This is a genomic window from Pelagivirga sediminicola (assembly GCF_003072125.1).
Taxonomy (GTDB): Bacteria; Pseudomonadota; Alphaproteobacteria; order Rhodobacterales; family Rhodobacteraceae; genus Roseovarius; species Roseovarius sediminicola.
Genome location: NZ_QCYH01000016.1, coordinates 1 through 14,611, shown reverse-complemented (window position 1 = coordinate 14,611; position 14,611 = coordinate 1). Strand labels below are relative to the sequence as shown.

Below are 14,611 nucleotides of genomic sequence, written 5' to 3'. Positions count from 1 at the left end.
ATTGGCGCAGGTTTTGTCGTTTTCAGGGTTCAGCGGGCGCGCGGCGCGCTGGCGCGATGTCAGTCCGCGCCGCCGGGATCCTGCTGCCGGGCCTTGAACGCGCGCACGCGGTCGGCCAGCATCTTGCGCGCCTTGGTGTTGGCGCGGCGCACGCGCACGGCGGTCAGGAACGCCTCTTCGGCGGTTTGCGAGGTTGCGCCCATCATGGTGGCCAGATCGTCGCAGATCCGGTCATCGCCGGTCAGTTCCTCGGCCTTGAGCGCATCCTGCGCCAGCTGGTCGGCCAGATCCTCGGTCACGCCCATGGCCTAGCGGGTGCCTTCGGTCAGGCGGCGTTTGACATAGCCGGTGACGGTGTCGATCATCGTGTCCATGTGCGGATCTTCAAAGAAGTGCCCGGCGCCTTCGATCTCGTCATGCTGAACGGTGATGCCCTGCTGGTCATGCAGCTTGTTGACCAGCGCCGTGGTGTCGACGGGCGGTGCCACGCGGTCGGCGGTGCCGTTGATGATCAGGCCCGAGGACGGGCAGGGCGCCAGGAACGAGAAATCATACATGTTCGCCGGGGGCGAGACACTGATGAAGCCGGTGATCTCAGGGCGGCGCATCAGCAGCTGCATCCCGATCCACGCACCGAACGAGAAGCCGGCGACCCAGCAATGCTTGGAATTGGCGTTCATGCTCTGCAGGTAATCCAGCGCCGAGGCCGCATCGCTCAGCTCGCCCACGCCCTGGTCGTATTCGCCCTGGCTGCGCCCGACACCGCGGAAGTTGAAGCGCAGCACGGTAAAGCCCATGCGGTGAAACGCGTAATGCAGGTTGTAGACGACCTTGTTGTTCATCGTGCCGCCGAATTGCGGATGCGGATGGAGGATGATCGCAATCGGCGCGTCCTTTTCCTTTTGCGGGTGATAGCGGCCTTCAAGTCGGCCTTCGGGGCCGGGAAAGATAACCTCGGGCATTCAACGTTCCTTGCTGTCGCATCCGGGCTGCGGCGCTGGCCGGTAACGGGAAAGTCCGTTGACGGGGCTGCCGGCTGGCCTTAGAACAATTCTAAATTCTGGGCCGCCCCTGCACGTGCAGGTGGCTGGACCGTGTGGGCATGGGGTGAGATAAGCGTCCCCGAGCGCCGCGTCAATCGTTACGGCGGCGGCGGGGTCATTCGGCAAGGAGGGACGGTCATGAAACTCAGCACCAAGGGGCGTTATGCAATGGTTGCGCTGTCGGACATCGCGCTGCAGCCCGAAGGCACGCTGGTCACGCTGGGCGAGGTGTCGCGCCGCCAGAGCATTTCGCTGCCCTACCTGGAACAGCTCTTCGTCAAGCTGCGCCGCGCCGATCTGGTCGCGTCGGTGCGCGGCCCCGGCGGCGGCTATCGCCTGGCGCGACCGATGTCGGAAATCCGCGTGTCCGAGATCCTGTCCGCCGTCGACGAGACGGTGGACGCGATGCACAAGGGCGCCGGCGCCTCGGGCGGCGCCTCGGGCAGCCGGGCGCAGTCCATGACCAACCGTCTGTGGGAGGGGCTGAGCGCGCAGGTCTATGTCTATCTGCACCAGACAAGATTGAGCGATGTGGTCGGCAACACGCTGGCGCCGTGCCCCGCGGTGCCGTCGCTCTTTGCGGTGGTGGATGAGGAATGATGCGCTCTGGTCGCGACCATATGCCCGGAGCGGGCCGCCCGTTCGAGTATTTTTGCCAAGACGAAGTCGGGGCGGCATGAGGCAGCGCGTCTATATGGATCACAATGCCACCGCGCCGCTGCGGGACGAGGCGCGCGCGGCCATGATCGCGGCGATGGATGTGGTCGGCAACCCGTCGAGCGTGCATGCCGAGGGCCGCGCGGCCAAGGCGCTGATCGAGAGGGCCCGCGCGCAGGTGGCCGCCGCTTTGGGGGCCGATGGGGCGGACGTGATCTTTACCTCCGGCGCGACGGAGGCGGCGGCGCTGGCCTGCGCGGGGCGCGGATTTGCCTCGGCGCCGGTCGAGCATGAGGCGGTGGCCGCGTGGTGTGACGGTGCGCTGGATGTATCGCCTGCGGGCGCTGTTGCAGTGGCCGATCCGGCGCGGTCGGCGCTGCAGCTGGCCAATTCCGAGACGGGGGTCGTGCAGGATCTGCCCGGTGACATCGCCGTTTGCGACATGACGCAGGGTTTTGGCAAACTGCCGGTCGCGTTCAACTGGAGCGGCGCGCGGATGGCGCTGATCTCGGCGCACAAGCTGGGCGGGCCGAAGGGGATCGGGGCGCTGGTCGTGAGGCGCGGCACCGACATCGCCGCGCAGATCAAGGGCGGCGGGCAGGAAATGGGCCGCCGGTCCGGCACCGAGAACATCATCGGCGTCGCCGGTTTCGGCGCCGCGGCCGAAGCGGCGGCGCGGGATTTGGAGGCCGGAACATGGGACCGGGTCGAGAAACTTAGAAACATTCTAGAAAAGACCATTGCAGCCGCTGAAAATAAGACTATTTTTGTCGGGAAAGAGAGTCGGCGCCTGCCGAACACCTGCTGCATGCTCACGCCGGGCTGGAAGGGCGAGACGCAGGTGATGGCGATGGACCTTGCGGGATACGCCGTCTCTGCGGGATCTGCCTGCTCCAGCGGCAAGGTGCGCGCCAGCGCGGTCTTGCGCGCGATGGGGTTCGGCGAGGCGGACGCGGCATCTGCGATCCGGGTCTCGCTGGGGCCGCAGACGACGGAAGACGAGATCATGCGCTTTGCCGAGACGTGGCTGGCGCATCTGGACAGACATCGCGCCCGCAGCGGCGCTGCTTGATAGGGAGATTTGGACATGACGGTTTTGGATGATGCACCGGCGCACAAGGATGTGGCAAAGGAAGGCGTCGATCAGGACACGGTTGACCGCGTTCGCGAGGTCGGCGGCGCCTACAAGCATGGCTGGTCCACGGATATCGAGATGGAGTTTGCGCCCAAGGGCCTGACCCCAGATATCGTGCGGCTGATTTCCGAGAAGAACGAAGAGCCGCAGTGGATGACCGACTGGCGACTGGCCGCTTACGAGCGCTGGCTGACCAAGACCGAGCCGGACTGGGCGATGGTCGACTATCCCGAAATCGATTTTCAGGACCAGTATTACTATGCGCGGCCGAAATCGATGATCGTCAAGCCCAAGTCGCTGGACGAGGTCGATCCCAAGCTGCTGGCAACCTACAGCAAGCTGGGCATCCCCCTGCAGGAGCAGGCGATTCTGGCCGGTGTCGAGGGCGCGGGCGAAATGCCCGCCGAGGCGCGCAAGGTGGCCGTCGATGCGGTGTTCGACTCCGTCTCGGTCGGGACGACGTTCCAGAAGGAATTGCTGGAGGCGGGCGTGATCTTTTGCTCGATCGGCGAGGCGATCATCAATTACCCCGATCTGGTGAAGAAGTATCTCGGCACCGTCGTGCCGGTGAACGACAACTTCTATGCAACGCTGAACAGCGCCGTTTTCTCGGACGGATCGTTCGTCTATGTGCCGCCGGGCGTGCGTTGCCCGATGGAGTTGAGCACGTATTTCCGCATCAACGCCGAAAACACCGGCCAGTTCGAGCGCACGCTGATCATCGCCGACAAGGGCAGCTATGTCAGCTACCTCGAGGGCTGCACCGCGCCCCAGCGCGATGAGGCGCAGCTGCATGGTGCGGTCGTCGAGATCATCGTCGAGGAAGATGCCGAGGTGAAATATTCCACCGTGCAGAACTGGTATCCGGGCGATGAGAACGGCAAGGGCGGCATCTACAACTTCGTCACCAAGCGGGCCGATTGCCGGGGCGACCGGGCCAAGGTTATGTGGACGCAGGTCGAAACCGGCTCTGCCGTGACGTGGAAATACCCCAGCTGCATCCTGCGCGGCGACGACAGCCAGGGCGAGTTCTATTCCATCGCCATCGCCAACAACATGCAGCAGGCCGATACGGGCACCAAGATGATCCATCTGGGCAAGCGCACCAAGTCGCGCATCGTGTCCAAGGGGATCAGTGCGGGGCGCGCGCAGAACACCTATCGCGGTCTGGTGTCGATGCACCCCAAGGCCAAGGAATCGCGCAACTATACGCAGTGCGACAGCCTGCTGATCGGCGACAAATGCGGCGCGCATACGGTGCCTTATATCGAGGTCAAGAACAACTCGTCGCGCGTCGAGCATGAGGCGACCACTTCCAAGGTCGATGACGATCAGATGTTCTACTGCCGCCAGCGCGGCATGGACGAGGAAGAGGCGGTGGCGCTGGTCGTCAACGGTTTCTGCCGCGACGTGCTGCAGGCGCTGCCGATGGAGTTCGCCATGGAGGCGCAGCAGCTTGTTGCGATCTCGCTGGAAGGCTCGGTCGGGTAACGACATGGGGCGGCGCGCGGTCATATGGTGCCGGAGGGGGCAGGGATGAATGATGTCGTCCTGCCTCTGCCCGAGCGGACGGACGGGACGTATTTCAGCGTCACGGCCGCGCGCGACGCCTTGGCCGCTGGCCAGCCGGTCGCGTTTCCGCCGTTCGAGATGCTGCATGTGCCCGAAATGGAACTGTCGCTGTGCCTGAACATGGCGCGCGATCCGGTCCAGAACGCATGGCGGCGGGGCGCGTTCTTCGAAAGCGATGAGCTTGAGATGCTCGCCGGGCACGTCAAGAGCGGCGCGCATGTCATTGATATTGGATCGAATGTCGGTAATCACGCCCTGTTCTTCGCCACCCGCATGCAGGCGGCGCGCGTCGTTGTGGTCGAGCCCAATCCGCTGGCCATGGCGCCGCTCATGGCCAATGTGCTGCTGAACCGCCTGGAGGGCGTTATCGACCTTGGCCTGCTTGGCGTGGGCCTGTCGGACCGCTCGGAGGGCGGCTACGGCATGAAGCGGCATGATCGCAATCTGGGCGCGACGAAGATGTTCGCGGGCAAGGGCGATTTTCAGGTTCACGCAGGCGACGATCTGCTGGAGGGCGAGACGCCGGACCTGATCAAGATCGACGTGGAAGGTATGGAAATCAAAGTGCTTTCCGGTTTGGAGAAGACAATTTCCGCGCACCGTCCCGTTATGCTGATCGAGGTGGACGAGCAGAACGCGCAGGCGTTCGAGGCGTGGCGCGTGGCGCATGGCTATGACATTGCCCAAACCATCCGCCACAGCCGAAAGAACTGCAATTACCTGCTGACACCGGGGGGCATGGCGTGAGCGACACTCTCATCAAGCGCCCTGAACTGACCTTGCCCGAGGCCGAAGCGGCGCGCGTGGCCAAAGTCTATGGTGAGGCCGATGTGATCCTCGAATACGGGTCCGGCGGCTCGACCGTGATGGCATCGCAACTGAGCGGCAAGACCGTGTTTTCGGTGGAAAGCGATCAGGCTTGGGCCAAGATGATGCAAGACTGGTTTGTGCAGAATCCGCCCGCGACTGGCACGCAGGTTGACGTGATGTGGGTCAATATCGGTGAGACCGGCGACTGGGGCAAACCCGTCGATACCAGCGGTTGGCGCCACTATCCGCAATACCCCCTTGCCGTTTGGCAAAGCAAAGGGTTTCGCCAGCCGGACGTTGTGCTGGTGGACGGCAGGTTCCGCCCCGGATGCGCCATGGCGACGGCGTTTTGCACGCAAAAGCCCGTGACGCTGCTGGTGGATGACTACAAGCGGCGCAAAGGCTATCACGCGATCGAAGAATTCCTCGGCACCCCGCGTCTGACCGGCCGGATGGCCGAATTCGACGTGGTGCCGATGGCCGTCCCACCCGATCGGCTCTTGCCGATCATAAAGATGATGATGCGGCCCTGATCGGGCCCGAAATGATTAGTTGAGAGGAAAAAAGATGCTTGAGATCAAGAACCTGCATGTCGAACTTGAAGACGAGGACAAGGCGATCCTCAAGGGTGTGGACCTGACCGTCGAGGCGGGCAAGGTACATGCGATCATGGGGCCGAACGGGTCCGGCAAATCGACGCTCAGCTATGTGCTCTCGGGGCGCGATGGCTATGAGGTGACGGAGGGGACCGCAACGCTGGAGGGCGCCGATATCCTGTCGATGGAGCCTGAAGAGCGCGCCGCCGCGGGCCTCTTTCTGGCATTTCAGTACCCTGTCGAGATCCCGGGCGTGGGCAATATGACCTTCATGCGCACCGCGCTGAACGCACAGCGCAAGGCCCGCGGCGAGGATGAGGTCAGCGCGGCCGATTTCCTCAAGCTGATCCGCGCCAAGGCGAAAGAGCTGAAGATCGACGCCGACATGCTGAAGCGCCCGGTCAATGTGGGCTTTTCCGGCGGCGAGAAGAAACGCAACGAGATCCTGCAGATGGCCCTTCTGGAGCCCAAGATGTGCATCCTGGACGAAACGGATTCGGGCCTGGATGTCGACGCGATGAAACTGGTCAGCGACGGCGTGAACGCATTGCGCGATGCCGGGCGCGGTTTTCTGGTTATCACGCATTATCAGCGGCTTCTGGACCATATCAAACCTGATTTCGTGCATATCATGTCGGACGGGCGCATCATCAAGACGGGCGGTCCGGAGCTGGCTATCGAGGTCGAGAAGAACGGTTATGCGGATATTTTGGCGGAGGTGGCGTAATGACTGCGGCAAATCCCAGACACTCCCAGACGGAGGCACGGCTGGACGCGATAGGCGTGCCGGATGGCGCGGGCTGGACGCTGGCGGCGCGCAAGGACGCTTTGACGCGGGTGCGCGCCGCGGGCCTGCCCCAGCGACGCGACGAGTATTGGAAATTCACGCGCCCTGACACGCTGACCCAGGCGGAGGCGCCGGAAGCGGCGCTGTTTGTCGGCGACACGCGGCCGGTTTTCGATGATGTTGATCGTCTGAAAATCGTCTTTGTCGATGGCGTCTTTGATCCGCAGGCCAGTGATGATCTGTCTGCCGAAGGGCTGACGATCGAGCGGCTGGCGCAGGCAGGCAAGGCTGACATTCATTGGGCCAAGGATCTTTACGGCGGTCTTGAGCAGCGCGGACAGGATCCGGTGCCGCGTCCCTTGGCCACGCTGAACACCGCCACCGCGACCGACGGTGTGCTGATCCATGTGACGGGCGCCGCAAAGCGGCCGGTAAACCTGATTTATCGTCACGAATCAACGACATCTGACGCGATGTTGCATCATGTGATCAAGCTGGATCCCGGTACGGAAATGACGCTGCTGGAAAACGGACCGGCAGCCGCGCGGCTCAATTGCGTGCTGGAGGCGGATATCGGAGACGGCGCGTCGCTGAATCATGTGCGCACGCAGGGCCGCGATTATCAGCGGCGCGAGGCGACGCATCTCTTTGCGCGGCTTGGCACCGAAAGCCGGTTCAAATCCTTCACCATGACGGCCAACGGCGCGATGACGCGCAATGAATGCGTGATTGAGCTGACCGGCGACGATGCGATCGCCCATGTCGCGGGCACGTCGATGGGAGACGGCGATTTTCACGACGACGACACCGTTTTCGTCACCCACGACGCCCTGCGCTGCGAGAGCCGGCAGGTCTACAAGAAGGTGCTGCGCAACGGGGCGACAGGCGTGTTTCAGGGCAAGATCCTGGTCAAGGCCGACGCGCAAAAGACCGACGGCTATCAGATCAGCCAATCTCTGCTGCTGGACGGTGACAGCCAGTTCCTGGCCAAGCCTGAGCTGGAGATCTATGCCGACGATGTCATCTGCTCGCACGGATCCACCTCGGGCGCGATCGACGAGGATGCGCTCTATTATCTGCGTGCCCGCGGCGTGCCCAAGGCGCTTGCGACGGATCTTCTGACGCTCGCGTTTCTGGCCGAGGCGGTGGACGAGATCGAGGATGAGACGCTTCAGGACGAGATCAAGATGCTGCTGGAAGGCTGGCTGGAGCGGCGTCGCGCCTGATGGCGGCCGCGCGTGACATCGTGGCGACGTATCGCGGCCCCGGCGCCGTGATGCGTCGCCTGCTTGCCATGGGGCAGCGGGAGGACCGCGCGCTGGTGATCCTGATGGCGGGCTGCGTGGTGATGTTCATTGCGCAGTGGCCGCGTCTGGCGCGGCAGGCATATATTACGGGCGAGGAGCTGAACCCGCTTCTGGGCGGTGCGCTGCTGGCCTGGGCGTTCATCGCGCCGCTGATCTTTTACGTGATCGCCTTGCTGAGCCATCTGGTCGCCCGGCTGTTTGGCGGACGCGGCACCGCGTTTGGTGCGCGGATGGCGCTTTTCTGGGCGCTTCTGGCCGCGAGCCCCTTGGTGCTGCTGCACGGGTTGGTGGCGGGGTTCATCGGGCCGGGGCCCGGTCTGACACTGGTGGGGGCCGCGTGGCTGATTGCCTTTGTCCTCTTCTGGGCCTTGGGCCTGCGCGAGGCCGAATGGGGCACGGGAAGGATCCGGACATGAACCTGAGCTTTGTGCCTGAACTGGTTGGCCAGACACTGTTTTCTCCGCGTGCGGCGGCGGACCGGATCATGGCGCTGTGGCTGCCGCGCCAATGGCTCTGGACGGCGCTGGCGCTGACAAGCGTGCTGAACGGCATCGTATTCTCGCTGACGCTGCATGTGGGACCGCCGCGCGATCCGGAGATGCTGCAGGCAATTCCGCCCGCCTTTCAATCGCCGTTTCTGTTCACGCTTTTCCTGCTGGGCGCACTGGTCATCACTGTCATGACGCTCACATGGATCGGGCGCAGTCTGGGCGGGGCGGGCGAGGTGCCGCAGGTTCTGGCGCTGATCGTGTGGCTTCAGGTCTTGCGTCTGGGGGTGCAGCTGGCATTGGTTGTGCTGATGCTGGCGATTCCGGTGGCGGGCGTCTTGCTGGTCTTTGCGGCGTCGGTCTGGGGCATCGTGATACTGGTGGCCTTCATTGACCGCGCCCACGGGTTTGGCAACGTATTCAAGGCGATCGCCGTGCTGGTCCTCGCCGTTCTGGCCGTCGTGGTCGGGCTGTCTGCAATTCTGAGCGTCTTCGTGGCGGTCGCAATGGGAGTGACATGATGCTGGATGTTCAGAAGGTCCGAGGCGATTTTCCGATCCTTTCGCGAGAGGTGAACGGCAAGCCGCTGGTATATCTGGATAACGGCGCCTCGGCGCAGAAGCCGCAGGTAGTGATCGATGCGATCACCACCGCCTATTCGCATGAATATGCGAATGTTCACAGGGGCCTGCACTATCTCAGCAATCTGGCGACCGAGAAATACGAGGGCGTGCGCGGCATCATTGCGCGGTTTCTGGGCGTCGCCGATGAAAGTCAGATCGTCCTGAATTCCGGCACAACCGAGGGGATCAACATGGTTGCCTATGGCTGGGCCATGCCCCGGTTTCAGCCCGGCGACGAGATCGTGCTGAGCGTGATGGAGCATCACGCCAATATCGTCCCGTGGCATTTCCTGCGCGAGCGGCAGGGCGCGGTTTTGAAATGGGTCGATACCGACGTGAATGGCGCGTTGGACCCGCAAAAGGTGATCGACGCCATCGGCCCGCGGACCAAGCTGGTGGCAATCACGCATCTTTCCAACGTATTGGGGACCAAAGTTGATGTGAAGACCATCTGCGCCGCCGCCCGTGCCAAGGGCGTGGCCGTGCTGGTGGATGGCAGTCAGGCCGCGGTTCACATGTCGGTGGACGTGGACGATATTGGGTGCGATTTCTATGCGGTCACGGGGCACAAGCTTTATGGGCCGTCGGGGTCCGGTGCGATCTATGTGCGCCGCGAGCGGATGGATGAGATGCGCCCGTTCCTTGGCGGCGGCGACATGATCCGCGATGTTACCAAGGAGGCGGTCACCTATAACGATCCGCCGATGAAATTCGAGGCCGGGACGCCCGGTATCGTGCAAACCATCGGGCTGGGCGCCGCGCTGGATTACATGATGGGGCTGGGGATGGAGAATATCGCAGCCCATGAAAACCGCTTGCGCGATTATGCCGCCGAACGTCTGGGCGGGCTGAACTGGCTGCAGGTGCAGGGGCAGGCGCCGGACAAGGCGGCGATTTTCAGCTTTACCATGGACGGGGCGGGGCACGCGCATGACATCTCGACCATTCTGGACAAGAAGGGCGTTGCCGTGCGCGCCGGGCATCACTGCGCCGGTCCGCTGATGGATCACCTGGGCGTGACGGCCACCTGCCGCGCGTCCTTTGGCCTCTACAATACCGAGGCGGAGGTCGACGCGCTGATCGACGCGCTGGAGCTGTGTCACGATCTCTTCGCGTGAGCCGGGGAATTATCCGTTGCGGGCGCGCCGCGGCGCCGTTATACGGCCCTTCAGGCACCCATAGCTCAGCTGGATAGAGCGCTGCCCTCCGAAGGCTGATGTCAAGGGGGTGGGCGACAAAGAGGAGACGAAAAAAGGCTGTAAGAACAAGGATTTGCGAGGCCCTCGTTCTGATCTTTCAACTCGCGAAAAGTTCACGTAAGCACTGCGTAAGCAGTTGCGACCCGGTAAGCACCCGTAGCTCAGCTGGATAGAGCGTCGCCCTCCGAAGGCGAAGGCCACAGGTTCGAATCCTGTCGGGTGCGCCATTTCCGAGAAAGACTCGGTCCTCAGGTCGTAGTTTGCTGCCCATCATCAGACGTTTGACAACGGATTCGACCGAATTGCGAATGTCCGCACCGCCGACTTCGACATTGTCGGTCGCGGCGCGCAGGCTAACGCGCTGGCGCCGATACGGGCGCCTCAAAGTCGGTCAGCATGCGGTTGCTGAAGCCCAATTCTCTCCTACGGCTGTGCCCTTCGGGGCACGTTTTGATGCCAGATGTCGCGTGGCGATGTGGCGCTCGTCGCACGTCCCTTCGATGACGCACGCTGCATACTGCGGTCGGGTATAGATCGAGTAATCGCCTATTCGGTGCAACCGCCGTGGCTCGGAGAAGCGGCGCTAGAGGCTCGGTTATTGTCACCTTCGGAGAATAGCAGCTACAGTATATTTTCCCGGGGGGCACATGACACTATTTCCGGACTGGCAAGGTGACCTTGTTCTGCCGCCGCCATCTGAGCGAAAGATCAGAGTTGGCGGCAACCTTATTTTCCAGCGTCCGTTTCGCGGCGCCCGGTGTCGCGCACAGATTGCCCCGTCACAATACAAGGGTCACGACCTTATAAAGACAAACCTGGCCGCGCCCTTCGACCAGATACTCCTGCGCAGGAAAGGCGCCCGCCGGTTGAAGTCGACATTGCCGGTGCTGAATGCGGGGCATTTATCCGGCCTCGGCGATTTGACAGAAAGTACGGCGCTGTTCTGGGACAGTCCAGGTGCCCTTGAGGATTATGCCGCGACCCCGGAGCAGGTTCTGGCGCTATGGCGCAATAAATTCACATTCCGGGCCGAGAACGAGGTAGAGCAGGAGCCGGGGCTGCGCATGCCGCAGATCGGCGCGCTGCACGCGATCGCGGCGCATTTCGCAGTGGGCGAGCAGTTCGAGCCGGCCACGGTCGTTCTGCCGACCGGAACCGGCAAGACTGAAACCATGCTGGCGACGCAGGTCTACAGGCAGTTACACCGGACTCTTGTGCTTGTGCCGTCGGATGCTCTCAGGACCCAGATATTCGAGAAGTTCGTCACGCTGGGCGTGCTGCCCGATGCCGGCGTCGTCCCCGGGCAACTTCCCGGCCCGCATGTCGCAAAGATCACCACAGGCCTGCAATCGATCGAGGAATGTCGCGCGCTGATCGAAAGGGCAAACGTGATCGTGGCGCTGCCCGACAGCCTGAACAGCTTTCCGCCCGACGCCCGCGCCTATCTGCTCGATCAGTGCAGCGACATCTTTGTCGACGAGGCTCATCACGTCACCGCCTCGACCTGGGCGGCGGTGCGGGACAGGTTCCTCGACAAGCGCATACTGCAATTCACCGCAACACCGTTCCGCCGGGACGGCAAGCGCGTCGATGGCAAGATCATCTTCAATTACAAGCTCGGCGACGCCCAGAAGGCCGGCTATTACAGGCCCATCAATCTGCGGACGGTCGAAGAATATGGCGATGACGCCGCCCGGGATCGCGCCATCGCCGAGAAGGCGGTCGCCGTCCTGCGCAGGGACCGCGACGAGCTGGGGCTGGACCACCTGCTTATGGCCCGCACCCGCAACAGGGATCGCGCCGATATCGTCTGGGCTCTGTATCAGGAGCTGGCCCCCGAACTTCATCCGGTCATCGTCTATTCCGGCCCCGGGCGGCGGCAGATCAATGCCGCCGCGCTGGACAAGGTCCTGGACGGCAGTGCGGACGGCGCGCGTATCGTGGTTTGCGTCGACATGCTCGGCGAGGGGTTCGACCTTCCCAATCTGAAAATCGCCGCTCTGCACGACACGCATAAATCGCTGGCGGTCACGCTTCAGTTTATCGGGCGGTTCACGCGCAAGGGCGCCACCGGTACGATCGGGGAAGCGACCGTCGTCGCGAACATCGCGGACCCGGAAGCGGAAACCAAACTGGCCGCTCTATATGCCGAGGGGGCTGACTGGGACGTGCTCATCAAGCGGCTCAGCGAAGAGCGTATCCACGAGGAGCTGCAGCTTCAGGATGTCGTGATGAGCCTGAAGGAACGGGGCGATCTTCATGCCCAACTGTCGCTCTGGAATCTTCGCCCGGCCCTGTCGACCCAGATATTCCGCACAAGATGTACGTCGTGGTCGCCGCTTGCCTATGAGGCGGTTCTGCCCGGCGGCGCCGAGAGCTGGTACGCCCTTGATGAGGAGAACAACCTGCTCGTCGCGGTGGTGCACCGCACCTCGACCGTGGACTGGGGAAACTACCAGAACCTGGAGAACGCGGTCTATGATCTCCTTCTTGCCCGCTGGGATCAGGCTGCCGGCGCGCTGTTCATCTATGCCAGCGACTACCAGGGGCTGCGCACGGAGCGGATGGCCCGGGCGATCACCTCCGATGAAACGGAGCTTCTCAGCGGCCCGGCGGTCTTTCGCATTCTCAACAATGTCGAGATGCCTCTCGTCAAAAGCATGGGATCATCGCGCATCGGCGCGATCAGCTTCACGTCATATTTCGGGCCGAACGTGACCGAGGGACTGGCGAGTATCGAGAAGGCGGAATCGCAGCTCAACAACATCGCCTGTCTGGGCTATGAGGACGGCGAACGGGTCCTTTGGGGCGGCACGCAGCGCAAAGGGAAAATCTGGCAGCAGAAATCAGGCACGATCTCCACATGGATGGAATGGTGCAATCGCACCTGGACCAAGGTGTCTTCGGACGTCGAACTGGATTCCAACATCACGCGTGACTTCCTGCGACCCCAGAAACTGACCGCTCCACACGGCGCATATCCGATCGCGGTGCAATGGGGCGAACAGGCGCAGATGCGCTTCAGCGACAGACAGTTCATGCTGTTTGATAGCACCGAGGTGCCGGTCTTCCTGATCGACCTTGGCATCGGGGCCGTGGGCGACGACGGCGCGATCGATATCGATATCGCAACCGAGGGCTCGCGCTCGACCTACCGGCTACGCATCGCGGCGGACCTGCCCGGCGGATACAGCCACGACTGGGTCTCCGGTCCCCGCCTGAAATTCAAGAGGGCGCATGCGGCGGAGGCCGTGCCGCTGGAGGAATATCTCCTCACCGATCCCTTCATCGTCCGTTATGCCGACGGCACGCACTCCTACAACTGCTACCACATACCCACCCCGCTCGAACCCGCGACCTATCCGAAGGAGTCACTGGAGGCCTGGGACTGGGCGGGCATTCCGCTCAACCGGGAATCGATGAACAGGGCCGGAGACCGGGACACGATCCAGTATCGGGCCTTTCAACATATCGAGAACCAGTTCGACCTGATCTTCAACGATGACGGGCACGGAGAGGCCGCCGATCTCGTTGCCCTGAAGGATACGGGCGACGGCATCAGGCTCTGTCTCATCCACTGCAAGAATGCGCATGGCGGGCGCATCTCGGCTGACATCCGCAATTTCTATACGCTCTGCGGCCAAGCCCAGAAGAGCATGGCGGTCAAGCATGGAGGGCTGCCCCGCCTCTATGTCGATCTCAAGCGGCGGCATGAGACATGGTCGAAGCAGGGTGCGTCGCGCTTCCTGAAGGGCGACATGAAGCTACTCTCCTACTTCAAGGAAAAGGCCCGGCGCGCGAAGGTCGATTTTGAGGTTGTGCTGGTCCAGCCGGGGGCGAGCGCCGAGACCGTGACCCCGGAGATATTGCGGTTGCTGGCCACGACGGAGCTGTTCCTAACCAAGACGACGCAGGCGCGGTTCCGGGTGGTGGTTTCAAGCGTCTGAGCCAGAAACCAAAACAGGATGAACGAGCAGTTTGGGCGATTATGAAGGTTGGATATACAGAATTTTCTTTTGGCTACGCTTTCACAGAGAACCTGATCCGCGGTTCGACCTCGGCACCCGCTGGCGCGCCTGTCTTTCCCAACCTCGTGCAGGAGGCGACGCTGGGTTATGATGTCCGGATCGACTTCCCGGCGGTGCCGCTTTTCTTTCAATACAAGCTTCCGGAGCTGATGACACGCGCCAGCGCCTTTGAGATCGCCGGAGGCCTCTGTCCGGGGCTGACGCTTGAGTTCTTCAGGATCGCGCTCATGCGCCGGGATGTGTCGGCTCAGCATCAGTTGCTGATCGATAGGGAGGGCCGCTATCCGGGTGAGAACGGCGGTGCGAAAGTCGGCCGCGGTAGCGGCGGGATGAGCCTGCTGCGGGCGGCGTAAAAGTCGTCCACCT

14 protein-coding genes and 1 tRNA gene are annotated in these 14,611 nt (G+C 62.7%); 13 read left to right on the top strand and 2 right to left on the bottom strand.

Translation table 11 applies throughout. The annotated features are described in order from the left end of the window. Positions 1-59: 59 nt before the first annotated feature. Positions 60-305, bottom strand: a complete 246-nt coding sequence (locus DC366_RS17090) for a hypothetical protein (protein WP_108693412.1) — start codon at positions 303-305, stop codon at positions 60-62. A 3-nt stretch (positions 306-308) separates the two neighbouring features. After that, complete coding sequence (locus DC366_RS17085) at positions 309-962, bottom strand: alpha/beta hydrolase (protein ID WP_108693411.1); 654 nt, start codon at positions 960-962, stop codon at positions 309-311. Positions 963-1,181: 219 nt separating this feature from the next. Between DC366_RS17085 and iscR the strand changes: the two genes are divergently transcribed. The 13 genes from iscR to DC366_RS17020 all read left to right on the top strand — a co-directional run bounded on the left by iscR (position 1,182) and on the right by DC366_RS17020 (position 14,598). After that, positions 1,182-1,643: a Fe-S cluster assembly transcriptional regulator IscR gene (iscR, locus tag DC366_RS17080; RefSeq protein ID WP_108693410.1), complete on the top strand. Its 462-nt coding sequence runs from the start codon at positions 1,182-1,184 to the stop codon at positions 1,641-1,643. Between the two features lie 76 nt (positions 1,644-1,719). Beyond that, positions 1,720-2,772 carry a cysteine desulfurase family protein gene (locus tag DC366_RS17075; RefSeq protein WP_108693409.1) on the top strand — a complete coding sequence of 351 codons (1,053 nt, stop codon included), beginning with the start codon at positions 1,720-1,722 and terminating at the stop codon, positions 2,770-2,772. A gap of 15 nt (positions 2,773-2,787) precedes the next feature. After that, the gene (gene sufB / locus DC366_RS17070) at positions 2,788-4,326 is read left to right on the top strand and encodes a Fe-S cluster assembly protein SufB (RefSeq protein ID WP_108693408.1); all 1,539 of its coding nucleotides are present in this window, start codon (positions 2,788-2,790) and stop codon (positions 4,324-4,326) included. A 45-nt stretch (positions 4,327-4,371) separates the two neighbouring features. Further along, positions 4,372-5,154, top strand: coding sequence for an FkbM family methyltransferase (locus DC366_RS17065; protein WP_243405197.1), 783 nt, complete (start codon positions 4,372-4,374; stop codon positions 5,152-5,154). Further along, positions 5,151-5,750, top strand: a complete 600-nt coding sequence (locus DC366_RS17060) for a hypothetical protein (RefSeq protein ID WP_108693407.1) — start codon at positions 5,151-5,153, stop codon at positions 5,748-5,750. The genes DC366_RS17065 and DC366_RS17060 overlap by 4 nt, the downstream gene beginning before the upstream one ends. Positions 5,751-5,784: 34 nt before the next feature. Continuing rightward, on the top strand, positions 5,785-6,540 hold the full coding sequence (gene sufC / locus DC366_RS17055; protein ID WP_108693406.1) for a Fe-S cluster assembly ATPase SufC: 756 nt from the start codon (positions 5,785-5,787) through the stop codon (positions 6,538-6,540). Beyond that, positions 6,540-7,826, top strand: coding sequence for a SufB/SufD family protein (locus DC366_RS17050; protein ID WP_108693405.1), 1,287 nt, complete (start codon positions 6,540-6,542; stop codon positions 7,824-7,826). The genes sufC and DC366_RS17050 overlap by 1 nt, the downstream gene beginning before the upstream one ends. Continuing rightward, positions 7,826-8,323 carry a YIP1 family protein gene (locus tag DC366_RS17045; RefSeq protein WP_108693404.1) on the top strand — a complete coding sequence of 166 codons (498 nt, stop codon included), beginning with the start codon at positions 7,826-7,828 and terminating at the stop codon, positions 8,321-8,323. The genes DC366_RS17050 and DC366_RS17045 overlap by 1 nt, the downstream gene beginning before the upstream one ends. After that, positions 8,320-8,916, top strand: coding sequence for a Yip1 family protein (locus DC366_RS17040; RefSeq protein ID WP_108693437.1), 597 nt, complete (start codon positions 8,320-8,322; stop codon positions 8,914-8,916). The genes DC366_RS17045 and DC366_RS17040 overlap by 4 nt, the downstream gene beginning before the upstream one ends. After that, complete coding sequence (locus tag DC366_RS17035; RefSeq protein WP_108693436.1) at positions 8,916-10,136, top strand: cysteine desulfurase; 1,221 nt, start codon at positions 8,916-8,918, stop codon at positions 10,134-10,136. Before DC366_RS17040 ends, DC366_RS17035 begins: the two co-directional genes overlap by 1 nt. Positions 10,137-10,367: 231 nt before the next feature. Next, positions 10,368-10,444, top strand: a tRNA-Arg gene (locus DC366_RS17030). A gap of 420 nt (positions 10,445-10,864) precedes the next feature. Further along, complete coding sequence (locus DC366_RS17025) at positions 10,865-14,164, top strand: DEAD/DEAH box helicase (protein ID WP_108693403.1); 3,300 nt, start codon at positions 10,865-10,867, stop codon at positions 14,162-14,164. 41 nt (positions 14,165-14,205) lie between these two features. Next, positions 14,206-14,598 (top strand): hypothetical protein, encoded by a 393-nt coding sequence (locus tag DC366_RS17020; RefSeq protein ID WP_108693402.1) that lies wholly within the window; start codon positions 14,206-14,208, stop codon positions 14,596-14,598. Positions 14,599-14,611 lie beyond the last annotated feature (13 nt).